The organism is Faecalibacterium sp. BIOML-A1, from assembly GCF_009679715.1.
GTDB lineage: Bacteria > Bacillota > Clostridia > Oscillospirales > Ruminococcaceae > Faecalibacterium > Faecalibacterium taiwanense.
This window is the reverse complement of sequence record NZ_WKZJ01000004.1, coordinates 41,904-66,478: the sequence shown is the minus strand read 5'-3', so window position 1 is coordinate 66,478 and position 24,575 is coordinate 41,904. Positions and strand designations below refer to the sequence as shown.

The following is a 24,575-nucleotide window of genomic DNA, read 5'->3' as shown; positions in this document are numbered from 1 at the left end:
CCGGCACTTGAGCCGCCGGATGATTACTATTTCCTGCCGCGAGGGGCAGAACAGACCGAAGATCAGGAGGATGAAGAGTAATGGAAAGCACAAGCATTTACGCCGCTCTGGCCGCTGTGCAGAGCGAACTCAAGGCCCCTAAAGGGCAGATGAACACCTTCGGCGGGTACAGATATCGTTCCTGTGAGGACATTTTGGAAGCAGTGAAGCCTATTCTCAAGGCTCATGACCTGCTGCTTACGCTCTCCGATGAACCGAAGGTTCTTGAGGGGTGGCACTACATCGAAGCCACTGCAAAATTGGAATCTCTGGATGGTGGCTGCATTTCCGTGAAGGCATACGCAAGAGAGCCGGAGCAAAAAACCAAGATGGACGCTGCACAGGTGACGGGAACATCTAGCAGCTACGCCCGCAAGTATGCCCTGAACGGCCTGTTCTGCATCGACGATACCAAGGATGCCGACACGGACGAGTATCATGCGGCAGAAGGTCGAAACCCCGCAGGTGTGAACAAGCCGCAGAAGCAGCCTGCTCCGAAGCGTGAAGCTCCTGCTCCGAAGCAGCAGCCCGCACAGGAACAGCCCTTTATCTGCGCCTGCTGCGGCAAACCACTTCAGCCGGTGACCTATAAGGGCCGCACCGTTGAACCAGCAGAGACCGCCGCAAGCACCAAGAAGAAGTTTGGTCGCGTCCTGTGCTGGACGTGTGCCAAGAAACAGCCGAAGGAGGGCTGATCTATGCTGAACATGATCGCAATTATGGGCCGCCTGACCCACACCCCGGAACTCCGCACCACCACAAGCGGCAAGGAAGTCTGCTCTTTTGATATCGCCTGCGAACGCAGCTATTCTGCAAATGGCCAGCGCGAGACGGATTTCTTGCCCTGCGTTGCATGGGGCAAAACGGCACAGTTCGTGTCCCAGTATTTCGACAAGGGCAGCATGATCGCCGTCAATGGCAGCTTGCAGACCCGGAAATATCAGGACAAGCAGGGCAACAACCGCACTGCCTATGAGATTCAGGTGCGTGAGGTCAGCTTTTGCGGCTCGAAAGCCCCTGACAGCACGTCTACGCGGGGTTTTGATGAACAGACGGAAAGTTATGCCAGCGAAGCTAGAAACGCTCAGAGCGCCCAGCAGGCGGCTGAGACCGGCACGGACGATTTTGCCGTTATCGACGATGATGAAGATTTGCCGTTCTGAGCGGCAGAAATGAGGGAGAGAAAAATGACAGCAAAAAGAAATATTATGCCGGAAGAGGTGCGCAATGCAAAGCTTCTTCTTAGTAAGGGCCTGTCAGATGCAGAGGTCGCAGCCATTATCGGTCGTTCCGTGTCGGCAGTTGTCAATATCCGCAACGGTGCATACGACTTCATGCTTGAGGATGTACCGAATGATACCCCGGATGATAGCCGGGTTTACATCCTGCTGAAATCTATCGACAGCCGCCTGTACCGGCAGAACGAGGACATGAAGAAGGCCATTGACCAGCTGGTGGGCCTGAACAGTGCCCTTGTTGAGCTTCAGAACGAGATCAATGTGTGCAGCTCCTGCATGACGGCAATGCTGGATGCCCTGAACGAACTCAAGAGCAAGAACAGCCCGCAGGCTGAACCGGAAGCCACCCCTACGAAGTATCCGGGCAAGGATTTTGCGAACTGGGGAGAGGTTATTCGCCGTGTTGAGGTCTACGGTGACAAGTTCATTGCTGACAACCTGCGCGGAACCAAGGCCAGTCTGGACGGCGTTACGCTGTATCTGGCCTGCACCCCCAGCACGAAAAAGTTCCTCAAAAGCAGTGCTGTTGCGATTCCCCGCATCAAACAGCAGTGCCGGAACGTTATCGGCTATGGGGTCGAGGTTAAGATCATTGACCTGTAAAAACCCAAGAAAACCCATCGGTTTTTACAAAAACCATTGGGTTTTCAAAAACGGAAAGGAGGTGGTTTGTGGTGGACGATATCGAAATGGCTCGCCCGAAAGGGCTGCTGATCCTGTTCACATCGTTCAAGTTACTGGACATTCTGCCCGATGCAGAGTTCCGTCATGTCGTGAACGCTATGCGGGCCTATGTGGAAACCGGGAGCGAACCGGAAGGCCTTGAGCCTATCGAGCAGGTGGCATTTGAATCTCAGCGGGAAGCGCTTGACGGAAATATTGAAACGTACAGGCGTTCTATTTTAGCGAATAGACAAAATGGTCGAAAAGGCGGCAGGCCTAGAAAAGCCGCTGAAACCGATTGGATTGCAGAAGAACCCATAAAAACCCGTGGGTTTTCCGAGAAACCCACGGAAACCGATAGCCCCCTAAAATTAAAAACTAATAATTACTCAGATACTAAAGTATCTGAGAGTAGTAGCGCTGAAGCGCTGCCCCCTACCCCCAAAAGCAGGTTTTCACCGCCGGATGTTGAAACGGTGAAAAGTTACTTTGCGGAGAAGGGTGGCACAGAAGGGCAGGCTATTCGGTTCCATGCCTACTACGAGTCCAACGGCTGGAAGGTGGGCCGGAATCCCATGAAGAACTGGAAGGCTGCAGCATCCGGGTGGATATCCCGTGATAGGGATGAAGCAAAAAAGGCGAATGCCCCGCGCAACCGGGCGTTCATGGCAAGCCGCCCGGCAGAGGAAGCCGAAAATGCAAAGAATTTTCTGGCAGACGCAGCCCGGCGAAGGCCATTAAAAAAGCAATAGCCGGTACACACGCGCTCAGACCGGCATACGCGGCCCTCTGAGCATGGTTTTAGGGTAAACCGGCAAAGTTATACCACAAAACGCAAAACGCCGTTCAGGGCCGTTTCTCGTGCTCTGAACGAATGGAGGTAAAAAGCACTATGAACCTGTATGAGATCAACTCGCAGATTTTGGACTGCATCGATCAGGAGACCGGCGAAGTTATGGACATCGACCGGCTGGAAGAGCTGAACATGGCAAAGGCCGAGAAGGTTGACAACATCGCCTGTTGGGTAAAGAACCTCGAAGCTGATGTTGTGGCCTTTGAAGCACAGGAAAAGGCTTTTGCTGACCGCAAGGCGGCCGCAAAGCGCAAGATCGACAGTCTCAAGCACTATCTGACCGATGCTCTGGGTGGGCAGAACTTCAGCAGTGACCGGTGCGCGGTGAGCTTTCGCCGCAGTAAGGCCGTCTGCGTGCTGGATGAAGCTGCCGTCCCTGCCGAGTACATGACCGAGATGACCACCCGCACACCCAACAAGACGGCCATTGCGGCCCTGCTCAAGACCGGCACGGCAGTGCCCGGCTGTGAGCTGGTTGAGCGTGTGAACCCGTCCGTGAAGTGAGGGGGGGAAGGATCGCAGGCCGATATCACCGCTGCCCCCCGTGAAGCTGCAAGGTTGCTGGCGAGCGAACTGACAAGGAGGGAGATTGAAAAATGAGTGAATTTATCGACCGTGAAAAAGCCATTGCAAACATCAAAGCGGCATATTGCTGTGGCTGCGAACATTACAACGGCGTAAGATGCCGCGCGTGTCAGATTATGGACGCAATGGATGTGCTGGAAGATGAACCGGCAGTCGTCCCGGATGCCCAGCGCTGGCGCAAGACCGCAGAAGAGCCGCCGACAGAAAATGATGCTGCATACGGAAAGGTCATCGCATTTTATCGTTGGGCAAAGGCAGCACAGGCCGCAAAGTGGGATTTTGTGGCAGGTGCACCGGATACTTTTCCTCTTTGGATGCCGATGCCTGAACTTCCGAAGGAGAACTTATGACATTAGGATTCGCAATGTTTGTCGCAACATTTATGGTTGCTGTTGTTGCAGCTATTATGGCAGTCTGCTATGCGCTTGTCTGGCTGCTGCGCGATCACCCCATAGCTCTTGCAGCAACTACCGCTTTTATGATTTGGATGCTTGCTGTGGCTCTGATCTACAAAGTAGGAGGTGCGCCGTGATTGAAGTCGAACAGCTTTCACTTTTCACGATGCTGTCCCCTGTTCCGCCTGCCGTAGCGGTCTGCTGCATGGATGGAAGCCGGGTTGATGCTGCACCTGCAGAAAGCTGGATGCAGCGGCTTGTGCAGGGCGGTGAGTATGTCGTTCAGGTCGCTAGTCATCCGATGGTGCTCAGACCGGCAGATGGCACGGCAGACGACGTTCCGGCAGGACACTGGTATTATCACTACACCATCGGAGAACGCCTGTTCTCGGGCGTGTTTGTGGGAAGAGAGAGGGTGAGGACATGAGCAAGGAAAATATGGGACGGAATGCTGAGCACTATGCAGACCCGACACCGACCGCAGCCATGCGCAACATCTGCCGGGACGAGTACCAGAAGGAAGCCGCCCGGCTTGACAGAATCGGAGACATCGTTCCCCTGCTGCGCCAGATGGCCGGTATCGCAGGGTTCGAGATCATAGGCCGCATCCCGCTGAGGGACAAGGCCACCGGAAAGGAGTACAGGTAATGGAAAGAGCTGAAACGATTATCGCCGCCTGTCGCGATACGATGTTGACCACATTGGAAAAGATCGGCGGCCAGAGCCTTATTTGCTCGTGGACCCGTCAGGACGGCTCCGTCGTGAAGCTGGCGCTGGAAATCAGAACGAGCGATCAGACCACGATCGGAGACGCTATCCGTGACATGGATGACGAAGAAATGGCCCGGAAGCTGGTTCCGGCGGTTCTGGCCTTGTGCGACGACGGCGCGCCGTCCGAAGATACCGTCCGCGACTGGCTGGAACGCCCGCAAAGCGATCTCAAGGTCTGAAATACAAACACAGTTACATAAACCGCTGCTGATTATACAAGTAGCGGCACGGAGGATGAATACATGTCACAGCATTACAAGATTGACTGCGACAAGGTGGAGGACCGGAAAGCGCTGGTCGTCGTCCTGTCGATGAACGGCTACACCGTCCGCGTGGGAAAGGAAAAGCGCAGCGGCAAATCTACTTTGACCTATTTTGTGGAGTATTGGAGGGGCGACGATGAATGATCAAGCGAAATCTAACCCTGAAACCGACACTATGAGTCCGGAGGACATGGCCCATTATTTGATGGATTTTTGCCATTGCCATTTGGCGGCTGGAAATGGCTGCCCGGGGTGCCCGTTCGATAAGCCGACCAGTAACGATGGCGATGGAGAATGCCGTCTCGGTGTTCCTTCCGACTGGGACTTTTGAGGAGGAGAAGTGAAGCATGAAAACCGAAAAGAGAATGATCTGCTTTATCGTGTCAGCAGCATTGCTAATTGTGACGCTGTGGTTTACATCCTGTAGTTCGACATCTGCTGATGCTGAAACTAAAACTGAAGCTGAAACTGCTGACCACCCCTGCTACCATGTCACGGTCTACTCCCCTGCAATTGAAAAAGTTGGCTATGCCGGTAGGCGTAAGCCGAAGTACACCATTACCGTGGAGGACTTTGGCGAGCTGTTGCCTGACCCAAAGCTATCTGCTGAGCGTGAGTATCAGCTCCTGCAAATCCCTCTGGAAGATGGCCGCTTTGAACTGGTGTCTACCTCGCTGGTAGAAATCGAGTATTACTGAGAGGAGGCGCGAGCGTGAAAGCTGTGTTGTTGAGCATCCAGCCGGTATGGTGCAGCAAGATCGTCCTGAAAGAAAAGACCGTGGAGGTACGCAAGACGAAGCCGGAGGGCGTGAAGCCTCCATTCAAGTGCTACATCTACTGCACGAAAGAACAGTCGAAGATGGGGTGGCTGCGAATCGTCCCCGGCAGAGGCTGGCAGCGGTTGGATGGTACGGTCATTGGCGAGTTCGTCTGCGACAAGATTTGGGAGCTTGCACCGATATGCCGCGCCCCGGATGATGTCGAAGAAATGGCTTGCATGGACAGAGACCGCATTGTCCGCTACCTGAACAAGTGTCACGGCTGGGCGTGGCATATCTCCGACCTGAAGATTTATGACCAGCCGCGCGAGCTGCGGGTATTCACAGGCTTGCAGAGTACACGGTTCGGTATGCGGCCTGTGGAGATCACTCGCCCGCCCCAGAGCTGGCGCTATGTGGAGGAATTGAGCAATGAATAACCGAAGAACGGCGGCCAGTATTCGCCGCAGCTATACCGGTGCAAGAAGCCGCGCAGAGGGCGAAGGCTTTGAGCACATCATTGACAATGCCTGCGCCTATTACAGATCCATCGGCCTTGCAGACATCGAAAAGACCCCAGAACCTATGCGTCCGATCGGAAGCCCAGACCGTGCTGGCCGGTTCCTTGCCTGCTACACGAAACAGGCCCAGCCGGACTACAAGGGCATTCTCAAAGGCGGCAGGGCCATCAATTTTGAAGCGAAGCACACAGATAGCGATCGAATGACCTTTGACCGCGTATTGACTGCACAAGCGCTTCGTTTGAGCCGCACAGAAGCCCTCGGCGGCATTGCCTTTGTCCTCTGTTCTTTCAGCGGCAGATGCTTCTACCGCGTTCCGTGGGCCGTTTGGCGCGACATGAAGAGCCTGTTTGGCCGAAAGTACATAATCCCTGCGGATTTGGCAGAGTACCGCGTCCCGTTCGCAGCGCCCGGAGTGTTGCTATTTTTGGAGGGAGTAAAGGAGAAAAAAGATGATCTTCACATGTGCACCTGAAAATGAAAAGCGAGACGGTGTAGACTACCGCGATGTCAAGGCATGGTTTCAACAGTGCAGGGACTACAAGATAGACGTGGATAGGCAACTTGAACGTATTCACAGGATCTATGGCAGTGCTACAAAGATTACGCAGAACCTTTCCGGTATGCCTACTGCGTCAGGAAACGGAGACAAAATCGGTAATGCTGCTGTGGATATCATTGAGGAGCAGACGCGGTACCGGGAGATGGTGAAGCGGCTGACAGCGTTGCAGAACGAGGCAACAAAGCGGGCATATTGCCTTGTCGTTGCCACAGAGTGCGCAAATGCGATCGTAGATTTTTACGTTAATGGAAAAACGCAGGATCAGATTGCCGATGAAACCGGGGTTTCCGGTGTTGATATTGTCCGGAAGCGTATTAACCGGGGTTGCAAAGCTCTTGCAGAGATCTGGCTAGACTTCAGCACTGTATGAATTGTACAAATTGCATAGAAAAACACCGTTTATTTTGTGATGTCCCGGCACTCCCGAAACGGGGTGCAGTAAGGTAAAATCAGTACAAGCGGAACCGCGCACAGCGGAGCGCCGCTTCTACGCAGTCTCCGAAACGAACCTCCATGATAATTTCCTCCTTTTGGCTTTGCAGGCATTTTTCTCTCTTCCGTTTCGCGGACTGCTTCTATGCGATACACTGAAACAAAGGCAGCCTGCCGCTCATGAGAGACAGGAGGCGGTTCGATTCCGCCGTATCGCACCGTATGGCGCATGAACCAGACAACCCGAAAGGCCGCACGTGCAACCTCCCGTGCCAAGAAAAGGCCTTAGAATCCTTGCCAAGGTGTAGCTTTCCTGACAGGATGTGCGCCAACCAACAGCCCCGGCGGAGAACCGGAGCTGTTTTTATATGGCCGCCTGAGCGCAGTTTGGAGCGCGGCGCGTGTGTGTAGACACGGCTGGTTCGATTCCAAGGGCGGCTTTTTACTCTGGTAGCTCAATTGGCAGAGCGATGGTCTCCAAAACCGTAGGTTGCAGGTTCAAGGCCTGCCCAGAGCGCCATGCAATGTACAGTCGGGGGACGGCTGTGCAAAGCATAGCGGGGCATCTGGCCGCGAAAGTTCCAGATGCAGCGGCACCCGCCCGTTTTACGCCTGTCCGTCAAACTGAATGCATGGGTGCTGCTTATATGCCGTCATAGCTCAATTGGCAGAGCGCCGCCCATTTAAGGCGGGACAACGTTGGTGACACCACGGGAACATCACTGCACAGCCAACCACTGCGCACATCCATTCCATGGGTGCTGGTTCAAATCCAGCTGGCGGCACATTCGATATTTTGACCGTTCGGATTTCCGGACGGCTTTTTATTTGGAGAAAAAAGATGATTCAGAAAGAACTGCTGAAAATGCCGGTCTCAGATCTGGTGCCGTATGAGAACAACCCGCGCGTGATCTCCCCTGCAGCTGTAGACGCTTGCGCTGAGAGCATCAAGCAGTGCAGCGCACTTGATCCCATCGAGGTTGACGAAAACAACGTCATTCTCAGCGGTCACACCCGCCGCCTTGCGTTGATGCAGCTCAATGTGGACATGGCCGACGTGGTGCGCTACACCGGCCTGACGGAAGAGCAGAAACAGAAATACCGCCTGCTGGCGAACAAGACCGGCGAAATGACCGGCTGGGATTTCTCCAAGCTGGAACGGGAGCTGCTTGAAGTCGATTTTGGCGACTTCGACTTTGATTTTGACATTCCGCAGGACGATGATGCCGGCGTATCCTACATTGACAGCCTTATGGAGGACGGTTTCACAAAGGCTTCGGAAAAGAAAGAATTTTCCGTGACCTTCACGTTCCCCGTTGAGTGCGAGGAAGAAATCAAGGGATACATCAGCGAGAACACGAAGGAGCCGCTTGAAAAAGCCATCTTGAACTGTATTCGCGGCGTTATGGAGGATGAAGATGCCTAACTGCGGGTCGCAATGCTGGTTGTGCGATATGCCTATCCGTTTCGACACCTACAAGGGATGCACGCACGGCTGCAAATACTGCTTTGTGCAGCGGAACGGAAAGTATGACATCAGCAAGGTGCAGAAAGGTGAAGGCGTGAAAGCCCTCATGAGCTGGATTCAGGGAAAGCGAACGTCTGAGACCAACTGGTGTGACTGGAATATTCCGTTGCACTGGGGGGCGTGAGCGACCCTTTCCAGCCTTGTGAGCGCTATTACCGCATGAGCTACAACGCTCTGCGCGTCTTTGCTGAAACCAAATACCCCTTTGTTGTTTCGACAAAGGGAAGGATCATCGCAGAGCCTGAATATCTCGAACTGCTGAAGAAGTGCAACTGCGTTGTGCAGATCAGCATGGTGTGCAGCAGCTATGACAAGCTCGAAGAAGGCGCACCATCGTTTGAAGAACGTCTGGAAATTGCGAGAAAGGTTGCTCCGAGTGTGAAGCGCCTGATCGTCAGGATTCAGCCGTACATGCATGAGGTATACGGAGAAGTTTACGAAAACCTTGAAAAGTTCAAGGCAGCTGGTGCCTACGGCGTTATTGTCGAGGGCATGAAGTTTGCAAGCAAAAGACCGGGCCTTGTTAAGGTTGCGGGAGACTATACCTATCCGAAAGCCCTGATCGAGGGCGATATTCTTAAGCTGAAGCAGAGGGCGCATGAACTTGGCCTTGCTCTTTACAGCGGAGAAAACAGAACAAGAGAACTGGGAGACAGCCTTTGTTGCTGCGGTGTCTCTGACCTTCCCGGATTCAAGGTGAATGAGTATAACCTGAACCACCTGCTTCATGGTGGGAAGCCCGCAAAGACCCCTCAGATGCAGAAAACTGGTACAGCGATGTGCTTTCAGTCGCTGTACCAGAACACAGCCAATTCCAGAAGGCTCAGAGGGGAAAGCTTTGAAAGCGAAATGCTCAACGTCTACAAAACGAAGCGTGACTATGTGAACGAGACCTTTGGTCTGAAATGAGGTGATCTGCGATTGGCCGCAAAGGTAAGTATGAGCAGTGGTTAGAGCCGGAAGGGTTGACGCTGCTTCGTGGATGGGCTAGAGACGGCCTGACGCAGGAACAAATAGCTCAGAACATTGGAATACACCGCGATACCCTGAATGAATGGAAAAGCCGATTTCCCGACATTTCCGACGCTTTAAAAGTAGGGCGGGAAAACGCTGATTACATTGTGGAAAATGAGCTGTTCGAGAGCTGCAAGACACGCACCGTGACCGTAAAAAAGCCCATCAAGCTGAAAAAGGTCATGGTGGATGGAAAAAAGCGGCTTGAAGAAGAACGCATTGAGTATGCAGAGGAACAGGTCGTTGTGCCTGCAAACGTCACGGCCCAGATTTTTTATTTGAAAAACCGGAAGCCAGACAAGTGGAAGGACAAACCGCAGGAGAACACGACCGAAGCCCAGAATAACGACATGCAGACGCTTGCAGATCTGCTGCAGCGTCCCGTTCCTGACCGCGATATCAAGGATTTTGAGACATGAACATCCCTGCACCTTTTTCACAAAACCAGATGCGTTTCTTCTGGAACTGCTTCAACCACTGGTTCAATGTGGCTGAGGGCGGCAAACGCGGCGGTAAGAACGTGCTTATCACTATGGCCTACTGCACTATTCTGGAAAAGCATCCCAGCAGAATACACCTCATTGCGGGCGTATCAACTGCAACGGCCCGGCTGAACATTCTGGACTGTGACGGCTTCGGCCTGAAAAACTATTTTGAGGGCCGCTGCCGTGAGGGCACCTACCAGAACCGCGACTGTCTGTACATCCAGACTGCCACCGGTGAAAAGGTGGTGCTGGTGTCCGGTGGTGGCAAAGCCGGTGACGAAAAGCTGATCAAGGGCAACACCTACGGCACCGCGTACATCACCGAAGCCAATGAATGCAGCGAAACTTTCATCAAGGAAGTATTCGACCGTACCCTGTCCAGCCCGGACAGAAAGGTATTTCACGACCTGAACCCCAAGGCAGAGGGTCACTGGTACTATGAAAATATCCTGAATCTGCACGAAAAGAAGCAGAACGAGAACCCAGAATACGGCTTCAACTATGGGCATTTCACAATTGCCGATAACATGAGCATTTCGGACGACCAGCTCCGGGCTGTGCTTGCAACCTACGACCGCAGCACGGTCTGGTATGCCCGTGATATCCTCGGTAAAAGGAAAGCTGCCGAGGGTCTTGTATACCCTTTCTTCTCCGCCGGGCAGGACACCTATCTCTTCCACGGCGATGCTTCCCACATCGACGGGCAGTTTTATGTGTCCATCGACTACGGCACCCACAACCCCTGCAGCATGGGCCTGTGGGTCATTCATGATGGCAAGGCCCTGCGCATCAAGGAAAGCTATTTTGACAGCCGTGCCGAGCGTGTGCAGCGCACGGACGAAGAGCACTATGCCGAGCTGGAACGCCTGACCAAGGGCTATTACATTCAGGCGGTGGTGGTTGACCCGTCCGCCGCTTCCTTCATCGAGACCATCCGGCGGCACGGCAAGTATCTGGTGATCCCTGCAGACAACGACGTGCTGAACGGCATCCGCTGCGTGGCATCCCTGATGCAGGCCGGGCTTGTGACCATCCACGAGAGCTGCGCGGCATCCCGCCGGGAGTTCGGCCTGTACTCGTGGGACGACAAAGCCAAAGAGGACCGCGTCGTGAAGGAGAACGACCACGCCATGGACGACATCCGCTATTTCTGCTATACGATACTGGCCCCGCTGATCCGCTGGGCAGATTGGAGACGAAAGTAATGTTTGACAGACTGCTTTTCTGGCTGCGGGAGAAAGCACGGCTGCTGTTCGGTGAAAATACTACTGTCAGCGCCAGCGTGTCCTACAGCATGGAGAATGCGATCATCCTGTGGGCGCAGATGTACGATACCGGCGGACCGTGGTGCCACGGCGGCAAGAACGCCCTGCACAGCCTGAAGCTTGCCCAGAGTGTTGCATCGGAGCTGGCCCGTCTGACCACGCTTGAAATGGAATGCATTGTTTCCGGCAGTGCCCGCGCCGACAGCATCAACACCATGCTGCAGCCTTTCATTGCAGATCTGCGCACCCCGGTGGAATACGGCTGTGCGCTGGGCGGCATCCTGTTCCGGCCCTTCCTCGATGCAGAGGGACGCATCCAGATCGATGCTGTACAGGGGGATTGCTTCTGCCCTACCCGCTTTGACAGCTCTGGCCGCATGACCGGGGCTATTTTTTATGACCATCTGGTGCGCGGCAACCGCATTTACACTCGTCTTGAAGATCACGAGTTTTCCGGCAGCACGTACAGCATCACGGTCAAGGCGTTCCGCTCAATGACCAGTACAGACCTCGGCATCGAGGTGCCGCTGACCGATGTACCGGAATGGGCCGCGATCTCGCCGCACACCGAGTTCTCCGATGTAGACCGTCCGCTTTGGGGCTATTTCAGAGTGTCCAGCGGAAATTCCACTGATCGGCACTCCCCGCTGGGCGTGAGCGTTTATGCCGCTGCTGTTGACACCATCCATGATGCCGATGAACAGTATGGGCGGCTGCTGTGGGAGTATGACGGCGGGCAGCTGGCCCTTGACGTTGACCAGACCGCCCTTCGGCCCGACATCAACGGCGAGAGCGTTATGCCGCAGCGTGAGCAGCGCCTTTACCGCAACTGGTTGAACGGCAGTTCCGGGGCCAATGGCCGGAACTTTTACGAGGTGTTTGCCCCTGCCCTGCGCGATGAAAGTTATCGTCGGGGGATGGATACCATGCTCAAGCGGGTGGAGTTCCAGTGCGGCCTTGCCTACGGCACCCTGTCCGACCCACAGAACGTGGACAAGACCGCCGAGGAGATCAGGAGCAGCAAGCAGCGCAGCTACACTACCGTCAAGGATCTGCAGCGGGCGCTGGGCAATGCGCTGACCGATCTGGTATACTCCATCAGCAAGCTGCTGGATGCCCAGTGGAACAGCGGCACAGCCGTTTCCCCGCCGGGCGACTGCAACGTGACCTTTGACTTTGACGACAGTATCATCTCCGACCCCAAAGAGCGCAAACAAATGTACTGGGGCTACGTTACCGCAGGCAAGTTCCCGTTCTGGCGGTATCTGGTGGAGTTTGAGGGCTACAGCGAGGACGATGCCAAGGCCATTGCCGCCGAAGCGGATGCCGAGAACCGCAGCCCTGAAGCCCTCACCTTCGGGGGTGCCTGATGCTGCCGCCGTCTTACCTCGACCAGATGCCGGATGCCTTTGTGCAGCTCTGGCAGCAGGTCGAGGATGATATCCTGCGGGACGTGGCCCGGCGCATCTCCAAAATGGAAGCCCTGACCCCCACGGCTAACTGGCAGCTGTGGCGCTACCAGCAGACCGAGGCGCTGCGCAACGACGTGGTGAAGCTGCTGGCGAAGTACACCGGCAAGAGCGAAACGGCCATCCGCAAGCTGCTTTTGCAGGCCGCCACCGAAGCCATGGAGCGGGAGGACGCGATCTATTACCACTACGACATGGAGCCGCCCCCTTTTGAAGAGAGTGCCGCCCTGAACAACCTGCTGGATGCCGGCGCGCGGCAGACCTGCGGCACATGGCAGAATCTGACCGCCACCACGGCAAACACTGTCACAGGGGCCTTTGAACGCACACTGGACGCTGCGTGGCTCAAAGTGAGCACCGGTGCCTTTGACTACAAAGCCGCCGTCAAACAGGCTGTGGACAGCCTTGCAGACGAAATGCCCATGGTCACATACCCCAGCGGGCATAAGGACAGCATCGAGGTGGCCGCCCGCCGTGCCATCCTGACCGGCGTGAACCAGACAGCTGGCAAGCTGCAGGTGGCCCGCGCCGACGAGATGGGCGTGGAGTTCTTCGAGACCACCGCCCACGGCGGGGCACGACCTTCCCACGCTGAGTGGCAGGGCAGGCAGTTCCACCGGGGCGGCGCGGTCGATTACAAGGGCAAGCACTACCCGGACTTTGAAGCCGCCACCGGCTACGGCACGGGAGCAGGGCTTTGCGGCTGGAACTGCCGACACCAGTTCTTTGCCTGCTTCCCGGAGCTGGGCGACCCGCCCGCGTGGACGCGTGAGCAGCTGGAAACCCTGAACGCCCGGAACATCGAGTGGAACGGCAAAAAGTACACCGCCTACGAGATATCCCAGATGCAGCGTGCCCGGGAGCGCAGCGTCCGCCGCTGGAAAAAGCGGTATCTGGCCGAGGACGCCGCCGGGTTGGACCCCACCGACGCCGCTGTGCGCCTGAGAGCGGCCCGCCAGAGCCTTGCAGAGTTTGCACAGGCCACGGGTGGCCGTGTGGACAGCGCCCGTGTCAGCGTGCCGAAGTTCGGCAGGAGCGAAGCCAGCAGAGCAAGCGCACAGGTGCGGAAGGCATCCTCTACATACAGCAGCTTGAACACAAAGGCGAAACCTGTTACAATGCAGTCAATTGCAAATGTTAAGGCGTTCAGCTGTGACACACTGGATGCCGCCGGGCAGCAACAGCTGAAAAACGCCCACAAGCGACTTCTCATGGTCGCTTCAAAGCAGCCGGAAAATGTTGAAGTGGGCAGGGTGTTCGATATCAAGATGAAGCCGCTGACGAAGGACATCACGGGAAGCGCCGAGGGAAGTTCTGTTCAGCTGCCCAACTTTGATACCCCGTATGTTGTTATCCACACACACCCTGCCTGCGGTATTTTCTCGCACGGTGATTTGTTGAGTTTCACAAGAAACAAAAATTTGAAGCTCATGACGGCCATCGGTCACAATGGTCATATCTATGCTGTTGAGAAAAGTATCAATTATGATGCTGCCGCTGCAAACGGCATTGTTTGGGGCCTGAATGCCGAAATAAACCGGCTGAAAAATATCCCTCGCGCGGAACTGTCAGACGAAAAGCTTCTTGAACAGGCAGAGAAGCTGATCCGACAGGCTATTGGAGACCTTCAGGAAAATGGAGTGAAATACTATGAGTAACTGGCTTACACCGGAACGCATTGAAAAAATGCAGAGGTGGCTTCTTGAACATCCGATCGACCACAAGTATGATGAAATGTGCGACATGCTGGACAGCCCTGCCCCGCCAGAACAGCTTGCTTCCCGTGCTGCATATGAAGCTTTGAAAGGGATTGGCAAGCTCCCGCCCGGCATCGAATAACCTTAACCACCATCCACCCGGACGGTGGTTTTCTTTTGCCCATTTTTCAGGAGGTACACTATGGTTACTACAGTTCTTATCACTCTGATGATCCTCGCGCTGCTTGAGATTGTTCTGCTGAACGGTGCCCGGCTGTTCTTCATGATTGCATCCGCCGTGCAGCAGGCGCAGGACGACAAATACACGCCGCACCCGCACCCCAAAAAGTAAGCTTTCATTCATGGAAATGCCCTATTTTAACCACTGTATGCTATCGAAAAGGCACAACAGTGGTTTTTTTCATGCCGTTTTAGCTCATATCGGAAGAGCGCCGGTCTCCAAAACCGGAAGCGGCAGGTTCGAGTCCTGCAAACGGTGCCATGCGGCGGGCGGCGCGTACCCCGCCCACGACCGAATACTGACAGAGAACAGTGTAAAAAACTGAGGTCTCACACACGAAAGGAGTTTCCACCATGAAGCGTGAAGACGTGAAGAACAAGATCCCCGGCATCACCGATGAACAGCTGAACTGGATCATGCAGGAGAACGGCGCAGACATCAACCGGGAGAAGTCTGCAGCCACCGCCCTGCAGACCCAGCTGGACAACGCAAACGCCCAGCTCAAGACCGCACAGGACGGCCTGAAAGCCTTTGACGGCGTGGACGTGGCAGGCCTGCAGGAGCAGGTCACCAAGCTGAAGGCCGACATGAAGGCGCAGGCCGAGGGCTTTGCCTTTGATAACGCGCTGGACGCCGCCATCCTGGGCAAAAAGGGCCGCAGCGTCAAGGCAGTGCGTGCTTTGCTGGATCTGGACGCCCTGAAGGGCTCTGCCGACCGCAGCACCGACATTGCCAAGGCGCTGGACGAAGCCGCCAAGGCCAACCCCTGGGCGTTCGGCGAGGACGGCGCAGCCGGTGTGGCTGTGGTCTCCACCGGCGCCGAGCACGGTGCCCCTCCCGCCAACGAGAGCGATGGTGTGGAAGCCGCTTTCAAATCCCTGAACCCTGAACTGAACCTGTAACAACGAAAGGAGATTTCTATGGCACATGCAAGTCAGGAGCGTTATTCCGCTCTGGTAGATGCAAAGCTGCGTGCGACTCTGGTCACCCGCGACAATACCATCTTCAACAACCGCTACGAGGGCAGCCCCAAGGCCGGTAAGGTCAAGATCCCTGTCCGCGACACTGAGGTTGCCGTCAAGGCCTACGACAAGGCAAACGGCGTGGATGCCGATGCCGGCACCACCACCTATCTGGATCTGGACATCGACAACGACGAGGCCGTGAACGAGATCATCGACGGCTTCGACGCCGCTTCCGTGCCCGACGGCATCACCGCCGAGCGTCTGGACAGCGCAGGCTACTCCATGGCTCTGTCCATCGACAAAAAGTCCATCGAGGCACTGCAGAGTGCAGAGGGTGCCAACATCAGCGCCACCAAGACCGCCTGCACTGCTTCCACCGCCTACAAGGAGGCTCTGGCTGCAAAGCGCACCCTGAGCCGCAACGGCGTGCCGCAGGCAGGCCGCTGGATGATCGTCAGCCCCGAGTATCTGGAGATCCTCATGCAGGACGACCGCTTCATCAAGCAGGGCGATCTGTCCCAGCAGCTGGTGCAGACCGGCGCAGTGGGTCAGATCGCGGGCTTTGCGGTGTACGAGTCCAACAACATGGATTTTGAGAACGCCACCCGCGTGGCCACCAAAAAGACCACCACCGAGTTCATCTGCGGCCATCCCAACTGGTGCCACCGCGTCATGGAGTGGCAGACCCCGGTGCACCTGCAGGATCTGGGCGGTTCCGGCAAGTACATCGGCGCATCCGCTGTGCAGGGCCGCAAGGTGTACGGCATCAAGGTGTCCAAGCCCAAGACCCTGTACATCAAGCGCATCGAGGCGTAAGGCCATGCTCTACTGCACCTATGACCAGTATGCAGCTGCAGGCGGCACAGTGCCGGAAGCCGCCTTCGGTGTGCTGTGCAGCCGTGCTTCCCGCATGATCGATGCCGCCACCTTTGGCCGGGCAGAGAGCCACGCCGCAGGGTGCGAGGCCTGCCGGGCAGCGCTGGCGGATGCCTGTGCCCAGATCGTCGGCCTGCTGGCCGCTGCATCTGCGGCGGGCGCTGTACCGGGTGCTGCCAGCGTCTCCAACGACGGCTACAGCGTCACCTTTGGCAGCAATGCCAGCGTGACCGCGGCCACCCGGCAGGAAGCCTATGAGATCATCCGCACCGCGCTGGGCAGTGACCCGCACGATCTGCTGTACAGGGGGATTTTGTGATGCAGACAGCCGTTACTGTTGTGAACCTCATCCACGACACTGCCACCGAGACGGACAGGCTGGTGTGCTGGGTGTTCCCGGGGTGCAGCTGGCGGGAATGCCGCTACACCTCCGGCTCCGGCACCGCCAAGGACCCGGAGCGCACCACCCACATCCGCATCCCGGCCAGCGTGTGCACCATGGGCTATCTGCCCTACGCTCAGTGGGCGGCTCTGCCTGCGGCGGAAAAGGCCAAGCACTGGACCCTGAAACGCGGCTGGAAGCTGGTGCAGGGCGCGGTGCCTGCCTTGACCGAAGCCGAGTACGCCAAACTCGAAAAAACGCACCTGTGCTGTACGGCAGCGGCTGTCTCGGACGACCGGGAGCCGCTGCTGCCCCACTGGCACGTGGAAGGGAGCTGATACTGTGAGCAAGCCCATTTTTGAGCAGCCTGCCGGATATCACTTCCGGGCAGACGGTGTGCAGATGTCTCTGGACTGGCGGACAAATTTCGGCGCAGAGAAAACCGCTGCTTTGCAGAAAGCACAGTTTGCCACCGCGCAGAAAGCCGCCGCTCTCATCGACCAGTACGTGCCCTTCGATACCGGCATATTGAAAAACAGCGTGAATCAAGCCAGCAAGTTTGACGAAGGCTTGCTGGTCTATAACACGCCTTATGCACGCAGGCAGTTCTATCTTCACCCTGAAGGCGAATGTCTGCACGGTGAAAATGGGCTGCGCGGCTCTTACTGGGGACAGCGTGCTTTGGCCGATTACGGTGAAGCCATTGCCTACATTGCCACACAGGCTGTCACCACATTCTGGGGAGGGATGGGTCACTTATGAGCGAAACCGTAAAGCCCACCATTGCCGCCCTGCGGGCATGGCTCAAGACCTGCCCGCTGATCGCCGACGAGCAGGAAGCCACCGGTGCAGCCTTCCGCATTGCCGGGCTGGAAGAAGAATCCACAGCATTTTCCATCGAGGACAGCCCCGGTGATCCCATCATCACCGAGTACATCTCCGGCTGGGAAATGGCGAAGAATTACCTCTTTCTGTCTCGCGGTGAGTACAGCGAGATGGATTCCGTTAACATCCAGAACAGCGGCTTTTTCGAGCAGCTCACCGAGTGGGTCATGCAGCAGGATGCCCGCCATAACCTGCCCGACCTCTCGGCCTGCGGCGGGGGCAAGACCCCTACCGGCATTGCCGTGACGAACAGCGGCTACATCGTCACAAACAGCGCGGGCAGCTGTAAGATGCAGCTGCAAATGCGTCTGACCTACTACATGCCCAAATGAAAGGAGTTTTGATATGACTGTATCTGAAGCCATTACCAAGTCCGGCATCACGCCCAGCGCGTCCTATACCGGCATTGAGACGGCGAACGACTTCATCCTCGCCTTCCAGATCGAGAGCACCCAGACCAAGGAAAGCCAGTGGGTGGTTTGCGCCGACCATGTGAAGGAGCATTCCGGCTCCCTGAACGCCACCACCGAGGATTCCCAGTACATCCGCACCGGCAACGTCACCGAAAAGACCGGCACCCAGCGCACCCTTACCGTCAACGGCGACCGCTGCGTGGGTGATGCTTTTCAGGATTTTGTGCTGAGCCACAAGATCGTGTACGGCACCGGCAGCGATGTCATTGTGCCCTACATTTATTTCAGCCTGCGCACCGGCAAGGGCGAGAAAGGCAGCGCCGCCATCATCGTCACCAGCGACGTAGGCGGTGCAGCCGGTTCCAAGGCCACCTTTGCCTGCGACGTGAAGGCCATCGGCACGCCGGACGAATTTGATTACACTACCGTTTCCGGCGGCTGACCCCGTCCGGAACAGCATCTTTCCCCGCTCCACACCGGAACGGGGATCTTTTATGCCGTGATTAGTTTTCTCCGGGGCAGAACCGGGGCACGGCTCAACTGAAAGGAGCCAGAACATGGTTATTTGTGGACAGGAATTTGAATTTTCCCTAATGAACGCCAACGACCTTGACCGCTTTGAGGATGCCAACGAGCGGATGCAGCGCCGGAGCGCCGAGGAGTCGGAGCAGTTCCGGCGCGGCGGTGTCCGTCTGGGCGACCATGCACGTGCACAGGCACGCATTGCCATGGACTGCATCGACGAGATCCTCGGTGCAGGCTCGTCCGCCCGTCTGGGACTGGATGAAAACAACATGGCCCCCATCTATGACGTGATCGAGGAGCTGGGCAATGCCTTCGCCGCCGAGAAACAGCGCTATACCGCCAGAGCCGCCCAACCCATGAACCGCGAGCAGCGCCGCGCACAGGCCAAAAAGGACAAGCACAATCCGCCTGTAAGCTATCCCGCACCGCCTGCCTCCCGGATGGTGGAGCGGGTGGATGCGCAGGTATCCGCAAAGCAGAAAACCGAGCAGCTGATCGATGCCCGGCAGGCTATGAATGCCCTGCGGGATGATCCTGATGCCATGCAGCAGCTGGCGGCATACGCACTGCAGATCGCCGCAGAGCGCCATGTCTGATCTGCTGCTGGACGAGTTGCCCACCCGGTGGCATGGACACGAGATCATCCCGGATTTCCGGCCCATGGTCTGGCTGGTCAACACCTATGTGCGCGGCCAGACAGGAGATGATCCCATCGGTTTTGCGGTCAGCGCCCTCTGGCGTTTTTACAAAGACCCACACTGTTTTCTGAACGACCCTCAGAAGATCATCGACGCCTACGGGTACATGATCGAGTTTTATAAGGCGGGCGAAAAAGCAGCCGAAAGCGCCGCAGCTGAAAGCAGTACCGCGCCCTCTTCCGGTCTTGCCTTCGACTACCAGTGTGATGCCGGTTACATCGTGGCGGCATTCCAGCAGGCCTACGGCATCGACCTGACCCGCGAAAAGGTGCACTGGTTCCGGTTCCGGGCGCTGTTCGCCGCCCTGCCGGAGGATACCCTCATGGCAAAGATCATGAGCTGGCGCACCATGGATCTTTCGGAATACGAAGGCTCCATGCGTGCCCACTATGCCGACCTGCAGGAGCGCTTTGCCCTGCCTGCTGAGCTGAGAGGGGGTGCAGCCCGTGTCGTGTCCGTCGAAGAGCATGACGCTGCGTTCCTTGCGCGGTTTCGGCACTAGCCGCGCCCCGGTGCCCTGCCCCTATTGCGGCCGGGCGCTGCCGGTGTGGGCAGAGCCGCACGCCACAGCTGCCGGTGTGTGGGTCAAATGCAAAAATCCCGCCTGTAAGCGGGAGGTAGAGATCAAGTTATAACAGCCTGTGCCCTTGTGCCCGCGCTCCGAATGAGAGGTGGACACAGTGGCATTTGATTTTGACGTTACCGGCAACACCAAACTGGATACCAGCGGTTTTACCAATGGCATTTCCAGCATGACGGTGGCTGCTGGTAATCTGATCGCTGACTTTGTAAAATCGGCCAGCAGCAAAATGGCCGAGCTGGTGACTTCCTCGGTCGATATTGGTGCATCGTTCGAGACAGCCCTTGCCAAGGTCAGCACCATCGCCGACACGAGCAAGGTCTCTGTGGGCGATCTGAACAAACAGATCCTTGATACATCCGGCAGCATGGGCGTTGCCGCCGCAGACATTGCCGAAGCAGCCTATCAGGCCATCAGCGCCGGACAGGATACGGCAAACGCCGTAGCTTTTGCCGGACAGGCTTCCAAGCTGGCTGCTGCTGGCTTCACTTCCAGCAGTTCGGCGGTCGATATCCTGACCACCGCGCTGAATGCCTATGGCCTGAGTGCAGATCAGGCCACCCATGTATCGGATGTGCTGCTGACCACCCAGAATCTGGGCAAAACCAGCGTGGATGAGCTTTCGTCCAGCATGGGCAAGGTCATTCCTCTGGCTGCAGCGTATGGCGTGACCGTCGAAAATCTGTCCAGTGGTCTGGCCGTCATGACCGCAAATGGTATTGCCACGGCAGAAGCCACCACCTACACCAAGTCCATGCTCAACGAACTTGGCGATGCCGGTTCTACTGTCGGCAAAATTTTGCAGAAACAGACCGGCAAGAGCTTTGCTCAGCTGAATGCTGAGGGCAAGAGCCTAGGCGATGTTCTGCAGATTTTGTATCAGAGTGTCGGCGGCAGCAGCACTGCCTTTGCAGGTCTGTGGTCGAGTGTGGAAGCAGGCACCGGTGCATTGTCACTGGCATCCGGCGGCGCTGAACATTTCAACGATGTGCTCAGCCAGATGCAGAACAGCGCAGGCGCTACCGAGACCGCCTACGAGACCATGACCGACACCTTTCAGCACAAGGTGGAGACCATGCAGACGGCTGCCCAGAACTTTGGCATCACCCTGTATGACTCGCTGGAATCCTCTCTGAGCGATGCCACTCAGTGGGGCACAGACTGTCTCACCCAGCTGACCACCGCCCTGTCTGAGGGCGGGCCGGAAGCCATGCTGGCCGCTGCCGGAGAGATCATCTCCGATCTGGCGGCAGGCATTGCCGAGCAGCTGCCCGGCCTGATGCAGACCGGCGTGGACATCATTACTCAGCTGACCCAAAGCCTGACTGACGCCATGCCCGCAATGCTGGACACCGCAGGCGAAGTGCTAGGCACTCTGGCGCAGGGCATCATCGACAACCTGCCGGAGCTGATCGTCTGCGCAGCACTCATTATCTCCGAGCTGGTGAACTACCTTGGCGACCACGCTGACGACATCATGGATAAGGGTGTCCAATTCGTTGAGAGTATTATCACCGGCATCACCGCAGCACTGCCCCAGCTCATCACGTCGGCGGCTGGCTTGATCGCCAAATGGGCAGCTGCCCTGATTGCCCATCTGCCGGACATCCTCAAGTGCGGTGCAGCTATGCTGACCACGCTGGTGGACGGTATCATCCGCAGCATCGAAAATCTGGCCGAAGCAGCCCTCGCCTGCATCGCAAAGCTGGTGGGTGTCTGGGACGGAAACATGGACGAGTTCGGCCATATTGGTGAGAACATCGTTCAGGGCATCATCAACGGCATTGCAGGCATGTGGGGCAAGCTCACCTCGTGGGTGTCCGGCCTGATCGCCAACCTCGTTGGAACGGCCAGCAATGCCGCCACCACCGGCGTCGCGTCCGGCGCTGCTTCTGCGGTGGCATCAGCCTACAACGGCAAAGGAATGAACCGTGACCAGCGGCATCAGGACGCACTGGCAGGCAAGGGCATCAGCAACAAGAGCTGGACTGAGCGCCAGAACGAAGCAAAGGCTGCAGCGGCTGAAAGCCAGAAAGCCGCCTCCACCATCTCCCAGTCAGCAGGCAAAGCCGCATCTGCCGTCAGCACCTCCGGCAAAAAGGCCAGCGCCAGCACCAAAGCCGTCACTGCGTCCGTCGTCAAGTCCATCTCGGACACCACGACCGAAATCGACGGCAAGATCACCCGCACCACCGAAAACATCACCGAAACACTCTCCAACGGCAAGACACAGCAAAAGCAGGTCATCACCGAGACTTCCCGGCAGATGGTGGGCGGTGTGCTGAAGGACATCAAGACCGTCACCAGCATTGCCGCCGACGGCACCAAGACCGTCAAGCAGACCATGGAGACGGTTCGCGAGACCGCCAAGACAGTCACTTCCACCTTTGAGACGCTGGCAGACGGGGTCAAGACCACCACCCAGACCGTCACCGAGACCCTGACCGACGGCACCGAGACCCAGAAGCAGGTCATCACCGAGGTCTACGACGACGTGGTGGACGGTGCCCTTGTGACGGTGGAGAAGATCAAGACCGTCGCCGCAGACGGCACCGTGCAGGTGGCAGAGCAGATCAAAAAGTCCAGCGCAGACACCTTTGACGGCCTGTGGAAGGAGCTGCAGACCGAAGCAGATACCGGCGTGCTGGGCACCTTCGATGATCTGTACACCGCCGTCAAGAATCAGGACTGGCTGAGCATCGGCAAGTGGGTGGCAAGCACCATCTACGGCGGTCTGACTGCCGACCAGAAAAAGCAGGTCAATGATTTTGCCCTTGGCATCGTGACTAAGCTCAACAAAGCGCTGGGCGGTGCCCGCGATCAGCTGGTGCAGGGAGCTATCGACCTTGGCGGGCAGATCGTGAACGGCCTGACCGGCGGCTTCTCTGAGGTCTGGCAGCAGGCGCAGGGCCTCGGCTCCACCCTGATAGAGATCTTCGGCGGGCTAAAAACACCGCTGAGCAATGCGGCCCTTGCCATCAGTCAGGGCCTGAGCGGCGGTCTGCTGTCCAGCTTCCCCACCATTTTTGCGGGCGTGGCCACCATGGTAGGCACTATCGGCGCAGCGTTTGAGGGAATGCTGACCGCCATTTCTGCCGCGCTGAGCGCGACTGTTTTCGGCATCCCGATGGGCCTGATCGTGGCAGCGGCAGCGGTCGCGCTGGGCGTTGCCATTGCGGCCATCGTGGGCAGCATGGGCGGCTCCAAAAAGAACGTAAGCCACGGCGGCGGTTCCTCTGGCGGCGGTTCGTCCGGCTCCGGCGGCATGGGCAGCGTGGACATCACCACCGGCACCGGCAGTCTGGAAGATGCCATCAACGCCAACACCAAGGCGCTGGAAAAGACCAACTCTGCCCTTGCCGATATGATCCGGCAGGCGGGGGCGCTGGTGCTTTCCGACAACATGCGTCTGGGCAGCACCGTGGCTGCATCCGGCACAGCACAGGTGGTGTCCGCCGCCCGCAGCTACCACCGCGAGGGCGATACCACCATCAATCAGTACATCCAGAGCAAGGCTCAGACCGCCGCCGACCTTGCCCGCGAGACCCGCTGGGAAGCCGACAAGGCCAAGGCCCGCAAACGATGAAAGGAGGACACTGTGCTATTTAAGGACCATCTCAAAATCGTGACTGATGCCGGTGCCGTCCTGCATCTGGGCTGGGACTACGATGCCCCTTACGTTCTCGACCCGCTGAACGGGGTGGATGTGGACCTGCAGACCGCGCAGGGTGTCAATCAGATTGGCGACACCGTGGAGGGTCAGAGCGTCTCCGGCGTGTCCCGCACCCTCGATGTGGTGTTCTGGGGCGCGTATGCGCTGGACAATGCCCGGGCGTTCAGCAAAAAGCTGCCCTACTTCACCAAGGGCACCCTGTACTTTGGCGACCACTATTTCACCCGGTTCGTGCTGCAGAAAACGCCCTACTTTTCCAGCTACACGCCGCAGCCGCGCTGTTCGCTCATGCTCTACAGCGAAAAGCCCTTCTGGTACGACCTCAATGCCGTCAGCAGCGTGCTGGGCGGGTACGAAAAGGCGTTCCGCTTTCCTGTCTGCTACGACAGCCACATCTACGGCATCAAACGGGACGGCACGGCGGCAGTGCTGCGCAACGACGGTTCGCTGCCGGTGCCCTTCACGGCCACCCTGCGGTGCGACATGCCGGTGACACACCCCAAGGTGGTGGATCTGCAGACCGGGGCCTTCATCGGCTTTGACCTGACCCTGCAGCCGGACGAGACGCTGGAAATCTACCGCAGCACATCCGACCGGCTGGCCTGCACCCTGACCCGGGCAGGCGTGACCGAGAACATCTTTGCAAAGCTGGACGAGGACAGCACCCTCACCGAGCTGCAGCCCGGCGATAACATGCTGAGTATGCAGGCCGAGAACGGCTCCGGCTACCTGCAGGCATCCGTGAGCTTTTACCCGATGGAGGCGGGCATCCTGCCCGAACCGCTATGAGAATAGACGT

The 24,575-nt window shown here is 57.2% G+C and carries 35 protein-coding genes and 2 tRNA genes; all 37 read left to right on the top strand.

The annotated features are described in order from the left end of the window. Nucleotides 1–80 precede the first annotated feature (80 nt). The 37 genes from GKG36_RS06345 to GKG36_RS06165 all read left to right on the top strand — a co-directional run bounded on the left by GKG36_RS06345 (nucleotide 81) and on the right by GKG36_RS06165 (nucleotide 24,565). Nucleotides 81–734 carry an ERF family protein gene (locus tag GKG36_RS06345; protein WP_154259776.1) on the top strand — a complete coding sequence of 218 codons (654 nt, stop codon included), beginning with the start codon at nucleotides 81–83 and terminating at the stop codon, nucleotides 732–734. Between the two features lie 3 nt (nucleotides 735–737). Beyond that, nucleotides 738–1,202: a single-stranded DNA-binding protein gene (locus tag GKG36_RS06340; protein ID WP_154259774.1), complete on the top strand. Its 465-nt coding sequence runs from the start codon at nucleotides 738–740 to the stop codon at nucleotides 1,200–1,202. Nucleotides 1,203–1,226: 24 nt separating this feature from the next. Then, nucleotides 1,227–1,880, top strand: a complete 654-nt coding sequence (locus GKG36_RS06335) for a hypothetical protein (RefSeq protein WP_154259772.1) — start codon at nucleotides 1,227–1,229, stop codon at nucleotides 1,878–1,880. Between the two features lie 71 nt (nucleotides 1,881–1,951). Continuing rightward, a complete protein-coding gene (locus GKG36_RS06330) occupies nucleotides 1,952–2,692 on the top strand; it encodes a DUF6291 domain-containing protein (RefSeq protein ID WP_154259770.1) in 741 nt (246 codons plus the stop codon). A 140-nt stretch (nucleotides 2,693–2,832) separates the two neighbouring features. Beyond that, nucleotides 2,833–3,297 (top strand): siphovirus Gp157 family protein, encoded by a 465-nt coding sequence (locus GKG36_RS06325; RefSeq protein WP_173012905.1) that lies wholly within the window; start codon nucleotides 2,833–2,835, stop codon nucleotides 3,295–3,297. A gap of 92 nt (nucleotides 3,298–3,389) precedes the next feature. Beyond that, a complete protein-coding gene (locus GKG36_RS06320; protein ID WP_154259766.1) occupies nucleotides 3,390–3,728 on the top strand; it encodes a hypothetical protein in 339 nt (112 codons plus the stop codon). Further along, nucleotides 3,725–3,910 carry a hypothetical protein gene (locus GKG36_RS06315; protein WP_154259764.1) on the top strand — a complete coding sequence of 62 codons (186 nt, stop codon included), beginning with the start codon at nucleotides 3,725–3,727 and terminating at the stop codon, nucleotides 3,908–3,910. Before GKG36_RS06320 ends, GKG36_RS06315 begins: the two co-directional genes overlap by 4 nt. Then, nucleotides 3,907–4,200: a hypothetical protein gene (locus GKG36_RS06310; protein ID WP_154259762.1), complete on the top strand. Its 294-nt coding sequence runs from the start codon at nucleotides 3,907–3,909 to the stop codon at nucleotides 4,198–4,200. Before GKG36_RS06315 ends, GKG36_RS06310 begins: the two co-directional genes overlap by 4 nt. Beyond that, entirely contained in the window at nucleotides 4,197–4,421 is a 225-nt protein-coding gene (locus tag GKG36_RS06305) for a hypothetical protein (protein WP_005946579.1), read from the top strand. Before GKG36_RS06310 ends, GKG36_RS06305 begins: the two co-directional genes overlap by 4 nt. Further along, the gene (locus GKG36_RS06300) at nucleotides 4,421–4,723 is read left to right on the top strand and encodes a hypothetical protein (protein ID WP_154259760.1); all 303 of its coding nucleotides are present in this window, start codon (nucleotides 4,421–4,423) and stop codon (nucleotides 4,721–4,723) included. Before GKG36_RS06305 ends, GKG36_RS06300 begins: the two co-directional genes overlap by 1 nt. 63 nt (nucleotides 4,724–4,786) lie before the next feature. Beyond that, nucleotides 4,787–4,951 carry a hypothetical protein gene (locus GKG36_RS06295; RefSeq protein ID WP_005946577.1) on the top strand — a complete coding sequence of 55 codons (165 nt, stop codon included), beginning with the start codon at nucleotides 4,787–4,789 and terminating at the stop codon, nucleotides 4,949–4,951. Next, nucleotides 4,944–5,138, top strand: coding sequence for a hypothetical protein (locus GKG36_RS06290; protein WP_044954339.1), 195 nt, complete (start codon nucleotides 4,944–4,946; stop codon nucleotides 5,136–5,138). The genes GKG36_RS06295 and GKG36_RS06290 overlap by 8 nt, the downstream gene beginning before the upstream one ends. A gap of 16 nt (nucleotides 5,139–5,154) precedes the next feature. Further along, nucleotides 5,155–5,505 carry a hypothetical protein gene (locus tag GKG36_RS06285; RefSeq protein ID WP_154259758.1) on the top strand — a complete coding sequence of 117 codons (351 nt, stop codon included), beginning with the start codon at nucleotides 5,155–5,157 and terminating at the stop codon, nucleotides 5,503–5,505. A gap of 14 nt (nucleotides 5,506–5,519) precedes the next feature. Next, complete coding sequence (locus tag GKG36_RS06280) at nucleotides 5,520–6,005, top strand: hypothetical protein (RefSeq protein WP_154259756.1); 486 nt, start codon at nucleotides 5,520–5,522, stop codon at nucleotides 6,003–6,005. Beyond that, a complete protein-coding gene (locus GKG36_RS06275) occupies nucleotides 5,998–6,561 on the top strand; it encodes a Holliday junction resolvase RecU (RefSeq protein WP_154259754.1) in 564 nt (187 codons plus the stop codon). Before GKG36_RS06280 ends, GKG36_RS06275 begins: the two co-directional genes overlap by 8 nt. Continuing rightward, entirely contained in the window at nucleotides 6,539–7,018 is a 480-nt protein-coding gene (locus GKG36_RS06270) for a hypothetical protein (protein WP_154259752.1), read from the top strand. Before GKG36_RS06275 ends, GKG36_RS06270 begins: the two co-directional genes overlap by 23 nt. Nucleotides 7,019–7,729: 711 nt before the next feature. Then, nucleotides 7,730–7,865, top strand: a tRNA-Lys gene (locus GKG36_RS06265). A 56-nt stretch (nucleotides 7,866–7,921) separates the two neighbouring features. Then, the gene (locus GKG36_RS06260) at nucleotides 7,922–8,506 is read left to right on the top strand and encodes a ParB N-terminal domain-containing protein (protein ID WP_173012904.1); all 585 of its coding nucleotides are present in this window, start codon (nucleotides 7,922–7,924) and stop codon (nucleotides 8,504–8,506) included. A gap of 222 nt (nucleotides 8,507–8,728) precedes the next feature. Beyond that, nucleotides 8,729–9,517, top strand: a complete 789-nt coding sequence (locus tag GKG36_RS06255; protein WP_206671178.1) for a radical SAM protein — start codon at nucleotides 8,729–8,731, stop codon at nucleotides 9,515–9,517. A gap of 56 nt (nucleotides 9,518–9,573) precedes the next feature. After that, complete coding sequence (locus GKG36_RS06250; protein ID WP_154259748.1) at nucleotides 9,574–10,041, top strand: helix-turn-helix transcriptional regulator; 468 nt, start codon at nucleotides 9,574–9,576, stop codon at nucleotides 10,039–10,041. Next, nucleotides 10,038–11,312, top strand: a complete 1,275-nt coding sequence (locus GKG36_RS06245; RefSeq protein ID WP_154259746.1) for a PBSX family phage terminase large subunit — start codon at nucleotides 10,038–10,040, stop codon at nucleotides 11,310–11,312. The genes GKG36_RS06250 and GKG36_RS06245 overlap by 4 nt, the downstream gene beginning before the upstream one ends. Further along, nucleotides 11,312–12,742, top strand: coding sequence for a capsid protein (locus tag GKG36_RS06240; RefSeq protein WP_154259744.1), 1,431 nt, complete (start codon nucleotides 11,312–11,314; stop codon nucleotides 12,740–12,742). The genes GKG36_RS06245 and GKG36_RS06240 overlap by 1 nt, the downstream gene beginning before the upstream one ends. After that, nucleotides 12,742–14,499: a phage minor capsid protein gene (locus tag GKG36_RS06235; RefSeq protein WP_243139003.1), complete on the top strand. Its 1,758-nt coding sequence runs from the start codon at nucleotides 12,742–12,744 to the stop codon at nucleotides 14,497–14,499. Before GKG36_RS06240 ends, GKG36_RS06235 begins: the two co-directional genes overlap by 1 nt. Then, on the top strand, nucleotides 14,492–14,680 hold the full coding sequence (locus GKG36_RS06230) for a hypothetical protein (protein WP_154259742.1): 189 nt from the start codon (nucleotides 14,492–14,494) through the stop codon (nucleotides 14,678–14,680). Before GKG36_RS06235 ends, GKG36_RS06230 begins: the two co-directional genes overlap by 8 nt. A gap of 60 nt (nucleotides 14,681–14,740) precedes the next feature. Continuing rightward, complete coding sequence (locus tag GKG36_RS06225) at nucleotides 14,741–14,890, top strand: hypothetical protein (protein ID WP_154259740.1); 150 nt, start codon at nucleotides 14,741–14,743, stop codon at nucleotides 14,888–14,890. A 73-nt stretch (nucleotides 14,891–14,963) separates the two neighbouring features. After that, a tRNA-Trp gene (locus tag GKG36_RS06220) sits at nucleotides 14,964–15,040 on the top strand. Nucleotides 15,041–15,132: 92 nt separating this feature from the next. Next, nucleotides 15,133–15,681, top strand: a complete 549-nt coding sequence (locus tag GKG36_RS06215; protein ID WP_154259738.1) for a phage scaffolding protein — start codon at nucleotides 15,133–15,135, stop codon at nucleotides 15,679–15,681. Between the two features lie 18 nt (nucleotides 15,682–15,699). Then, nucleotides 15,700–16,560 carry a hypothetical protein gene (locus GKG36_RS06210; protein WP_154259736.1) on the top strand — a complete coding sequence of 287 codons (861 nt, stop codon included), beginning with the start codon at nucleotides 15,700–15,702 and terminating at the stop codon, nucleotides 16,558–16,560. Between the two features lie 4 nt (nucleotides 16,561–16,564). Further along, nucleotides 16,565–16,939, top strand: coding sequence for a hypothetical protein (locus GKG36_RS06205; RefSeq protein WP_154259734.1), 375 nt, complete (start codon nucleotides 16,565–16,567; stop codon nucleotides 16,937–16,939). Further along, complete coding sequence (locus GKG36_RS06200; protein WP_154259732.1) at nucleotides 16,939–17,340, top strand: hypothetical protein; 402 nt, start codon at nucleotides 16,939–16,941, stop codon at nucleotides 17,338–17,340. Before GKG36_RS06205 ends, GKG36_RS06200 begins: the two co-directional genes overlap by 1 nt. A 4-nt stretch (nucleotides 17,341–17,344) precedes the next feature. After that, complete coding sequence (locus tag GKG36_RS06195) at nucleotides 17,345–17,764, top strand: minor capsid protein (RefSeq protein ID WP_154259730.1); 420 nt, start codon at nucleotides 17,345–17,347, stop codon at nucleotides 17,762–17,764. Further along, on the top strand, nucleotides 17,761–18,219 hold the full coding sequence (locus GKG36_RS06190) for a hypothetical protein (RefSeq protein ID WP_154259728.1): 459 nt from the start codon (nucleotides 17,761–17,763) through the stop codon (nucleotides 18,217–18,219). Before GKG36_RS06195 ends, GKG36_RS06190 begins: the two co-directional genes overlap by 4 nt. Before the next feature lie 13 nt (nucleotides 18,220–18,232). Beyond that, nucleotides 18,233–18,742 (top strand): hypothetical protein, encoded by a 510-nt coding sequence (locus GKG36_RS06185; protein WP_154259726.1) that lies wholly within the window; start codon nucleotides 18,233–18,235, stop codon nucleotides 18,740–18,742. A 115-nt stretch (nucleotides 18,743–18,857) separates the two neighbouring features. Further along, a complete protein-coding gene (locus tag GKG36_RS06180) occupies nucleotides 18,858–19,421 on the top strand; it encodes a hypothetical protein (RefSeq protein ID WP_154259724.1) in 564 nt (187 codons plus the stop codon). Then, on the top strand, nucleotides 19,414–20,025 hold the full coding sequence (locus GKG36_RS06175) for a Gp15 family bacteriophage protein (RefSeq protein ID WP_173012903.1): 612 nt from the start codon (nucleotides 19,414–19,416) through the stop codon (nucleotides 20,023–20,025). The genes GKG36_RS06180 and GKG36_RS06175 overlap by 8 nt, the downstream gene beginning before the upstream one ends. Before the next feature lie 178 nt (nucleotides 20,026–20,203). After that, on the top strand, nucleotides 20,204–23,689 hold the full coding sequence (locus tag GKG36_RS06170) for a phage tail tape measure protein (protein ID WP_154259720.1): 3,486 nt from the start codon (nucleotides 20,204–20,206) through the stop codon (nucleotides 23,687–23,689). 12 nt (nucleotides 23,690–23,701) lie between these two features. Beyond that, nucleotides 23,702–24,565, top strand: a complete 864-nt coding sequence (locus tag GKG36_RS06165) for a hypothetical protein (protein WP_154259718.1) — start codon at nucleotides 23,702–23,704, stop codon at nucleotides 24,563–24,565. Nucleotides 24,566–24,575 lie beyond the last annotated feature (10 nt).

What these genes read in the sequence shown, in the direction of transcription:
- GKG36_RS06270 (WP_154259752.1), top strand. Translation starts at nt 6,539, where the DNA reads ATGATCTTCACATGTGCACCTGAAAATGAAAAGCGAGACGGTGTAGAC.
- GKG36_RS06305 (WP_005946579.1), top strand. Translation starts at nt 4,197, where the DNA reads ATGAGCAAGGAAAATATGGGACGGAATGCTGAGCACTATGCAGACCCG.
- GKG36_RS06210 (WP_154259736.1), top strand. Translation starts at nt 15,700, where the DNA reads ATGGCACATGCAAGTCAGGAGCGTTATTCCGCTCTGGTAGATGCAAAG.
- GKG36_RS06225 (WP_154259740.1), top strand. Translation starts at nt 14,741, where the DNA reads ATGGTTACTACAGTTCTTATCACTCTGATGATCCTCGCGCTGCTTGAG.
- GKG36_RS06240 (WP_154259744.1), top strand. Translation starts at nt 11,312, where the DNA reads ATGTTTGACAGACTGCTTTTCTGGCTGCGGGAGAAAGCACGGCTGCTG.
- GKG36_RS06290 (WP_044954339.1), top strand. Translation starts at nt 4,944, where the DNA reads ATGAATGATCAAGCGAAATCTAACCCTGAAACCGACACTATGAGTCCG.
- GKG36_RS06315 (WP_154259764.1), top strand. Translation starts at nt 3,725, where the DNA reads ATGACATTAGGATTCGCAATGTTTGTCGCAACATTTATGGTTGCTGTT.
- GKG36_RS06320 (WP_154259766.1), top strand. Translation starts at nt 3,390, where the DNA reads ATGAGTGAATTTATCGACCGTGAAAAAGCCATTGCAAACATCAAAGCG.
- GKG36_RS06180 (WP_154259724.1), top strand. Translation starts at nt 18,858, where the DNA reads ATGGTTATTTGTGGACAGGAATTTGAATTTTCCCTAATGAACGCCAAC.
- GKG36_RS06275 (WP_154259754.1), top strand. Translation starts at nt 5,998, where the DNA reads ATGAATAACCGAAGAACGGCGGCCAGTATTCGCCGCAGCTATACCGGT.
- GKG36_RS06345 (WP_154259776.1), top strand. Translation starts at nt 81, where the DNA reads ATGGAAAGCACAAGCATTTACGCCGCTCTGGCCGCTGTGCAGAGCGAA.
- GKG36_RS06245 (WP_154259746.1), top strand. Translation starts at nt 10,038, where the DNA reads ATGAACATCCCTGCACCTTTTTCACAAAACCAGATGCGTTTCTTCTGG.
- GKG36_RS06200 (WP_154259732.1), top strand. Translation starts at nt 16,939, where the DNA reads ATGCAGACAGCCGTTACTGTTGTGAACCTCATCCACGACACTGCCACC.
- GKG36_RS06175 (WP_173012903.1), top strand. Translation starts at nt 19,414, where the DNA reads ATGTCTGATCTGCTGCTGGACGAGTTGCCCACCCGGTGGCATGGACAC.
- GKG36_RS06185 (WP_154259726.1), top strand. Translation starts at nt 18,233, where the DNA reads ATGACTGTATCTGAAGCCATTACCAAGTCCGGCATCACGCCCAGCGCG.
- GKG36_RS06295 (WP_005946577.1), top strand. Translation starts at nt 4,787, where the DNA reads ATGTCACAGCATTACAAGATTGACTGCGACAAGGTGGAGGACCGGAAA.
- GKG36_RS06205 (WP_154259734.1), top strand. Translation starts at nt 16,565, where the DNA reads ATGCTCTACTGCACCTATGACCAGTATGCAGCTGCAGGCGGCACAGTG.
- GKG36_RS06260 (WP_173012904.1), top strand. Translation starts at nt 7,922, where the DNA reads ATGATTCAGAAAGAACTGCTGAAAATGCCGGTCTCAGATCTGGTGCCG.
- GKG36_RS06215 (WP_154259738.1), top strand. Translation starts at nt 15,133, where the DNA reads ATGAAGCGTGAAGACGTGAAGAACAAGATCCCCGGCATCACCGATGAA.
- GKG36_RS06325 (WP_173012905.1), top strand. Translation starts at nt 2,833, where the DNA reads ATGAACCTGTATGAGATCAACTCGCAGATTTTGGACTGCATCGATCAG.
- GKG36_RS06190 (WP_154259728.1), top strand. Translation starts at nt 17,761, where the DNA reads ATGAGCGAAACCGTAAAGCCCACCATTGCCGCCCTGCGGGCATGGCTC.
- GKG36_RS06235 (WP_243139003.1), top strand. Translation starts at nt 12,742, where the DNA reads ATGCTGCCGCCGTCTTACCTCGACCAGATGCCGGATGCCTTTGTGCAG.
- GKG36_RS06230 (WP_154259742.1), top strand. Translation starts at nt 14,492, where the DNA reads ATGAGTAACTGGCTTACACCGGAACGCATTGAAAAAATGCAGAGGTGG.
- GKG36_RS06300 (WP_154259760.1), top strand. Translation starts at nt 4,421, where the DNA reads ATGGAAAGAGCTGAAACGATTATCGCCGCCTGTCGCGATACGATGTTG.
- GKG36_RS06340 (WP_154259774.1), top strand. Translation starts at nt 738, where the DNA reads ATGCTGAACATGATCGCAATTATGGGCCGCCTGACCCACACCCCGGAA.
- GKG36_RS06285 (WP_154259758.1), top strand. Translation starts at nt 5,155, where the DNA reads ATGAAAACCGAAAAGAGAATGATCTGCTTTATCGTGTCAGCAGCATTG.
- GKG36_RS06335 (WP_154259772.1), top strand. Translation starts at nt 1,227, where the DNA reads ATGACAGCAAAAAGAAATATTATGCCGGAAGAGGTGCGCAATGCAAAG.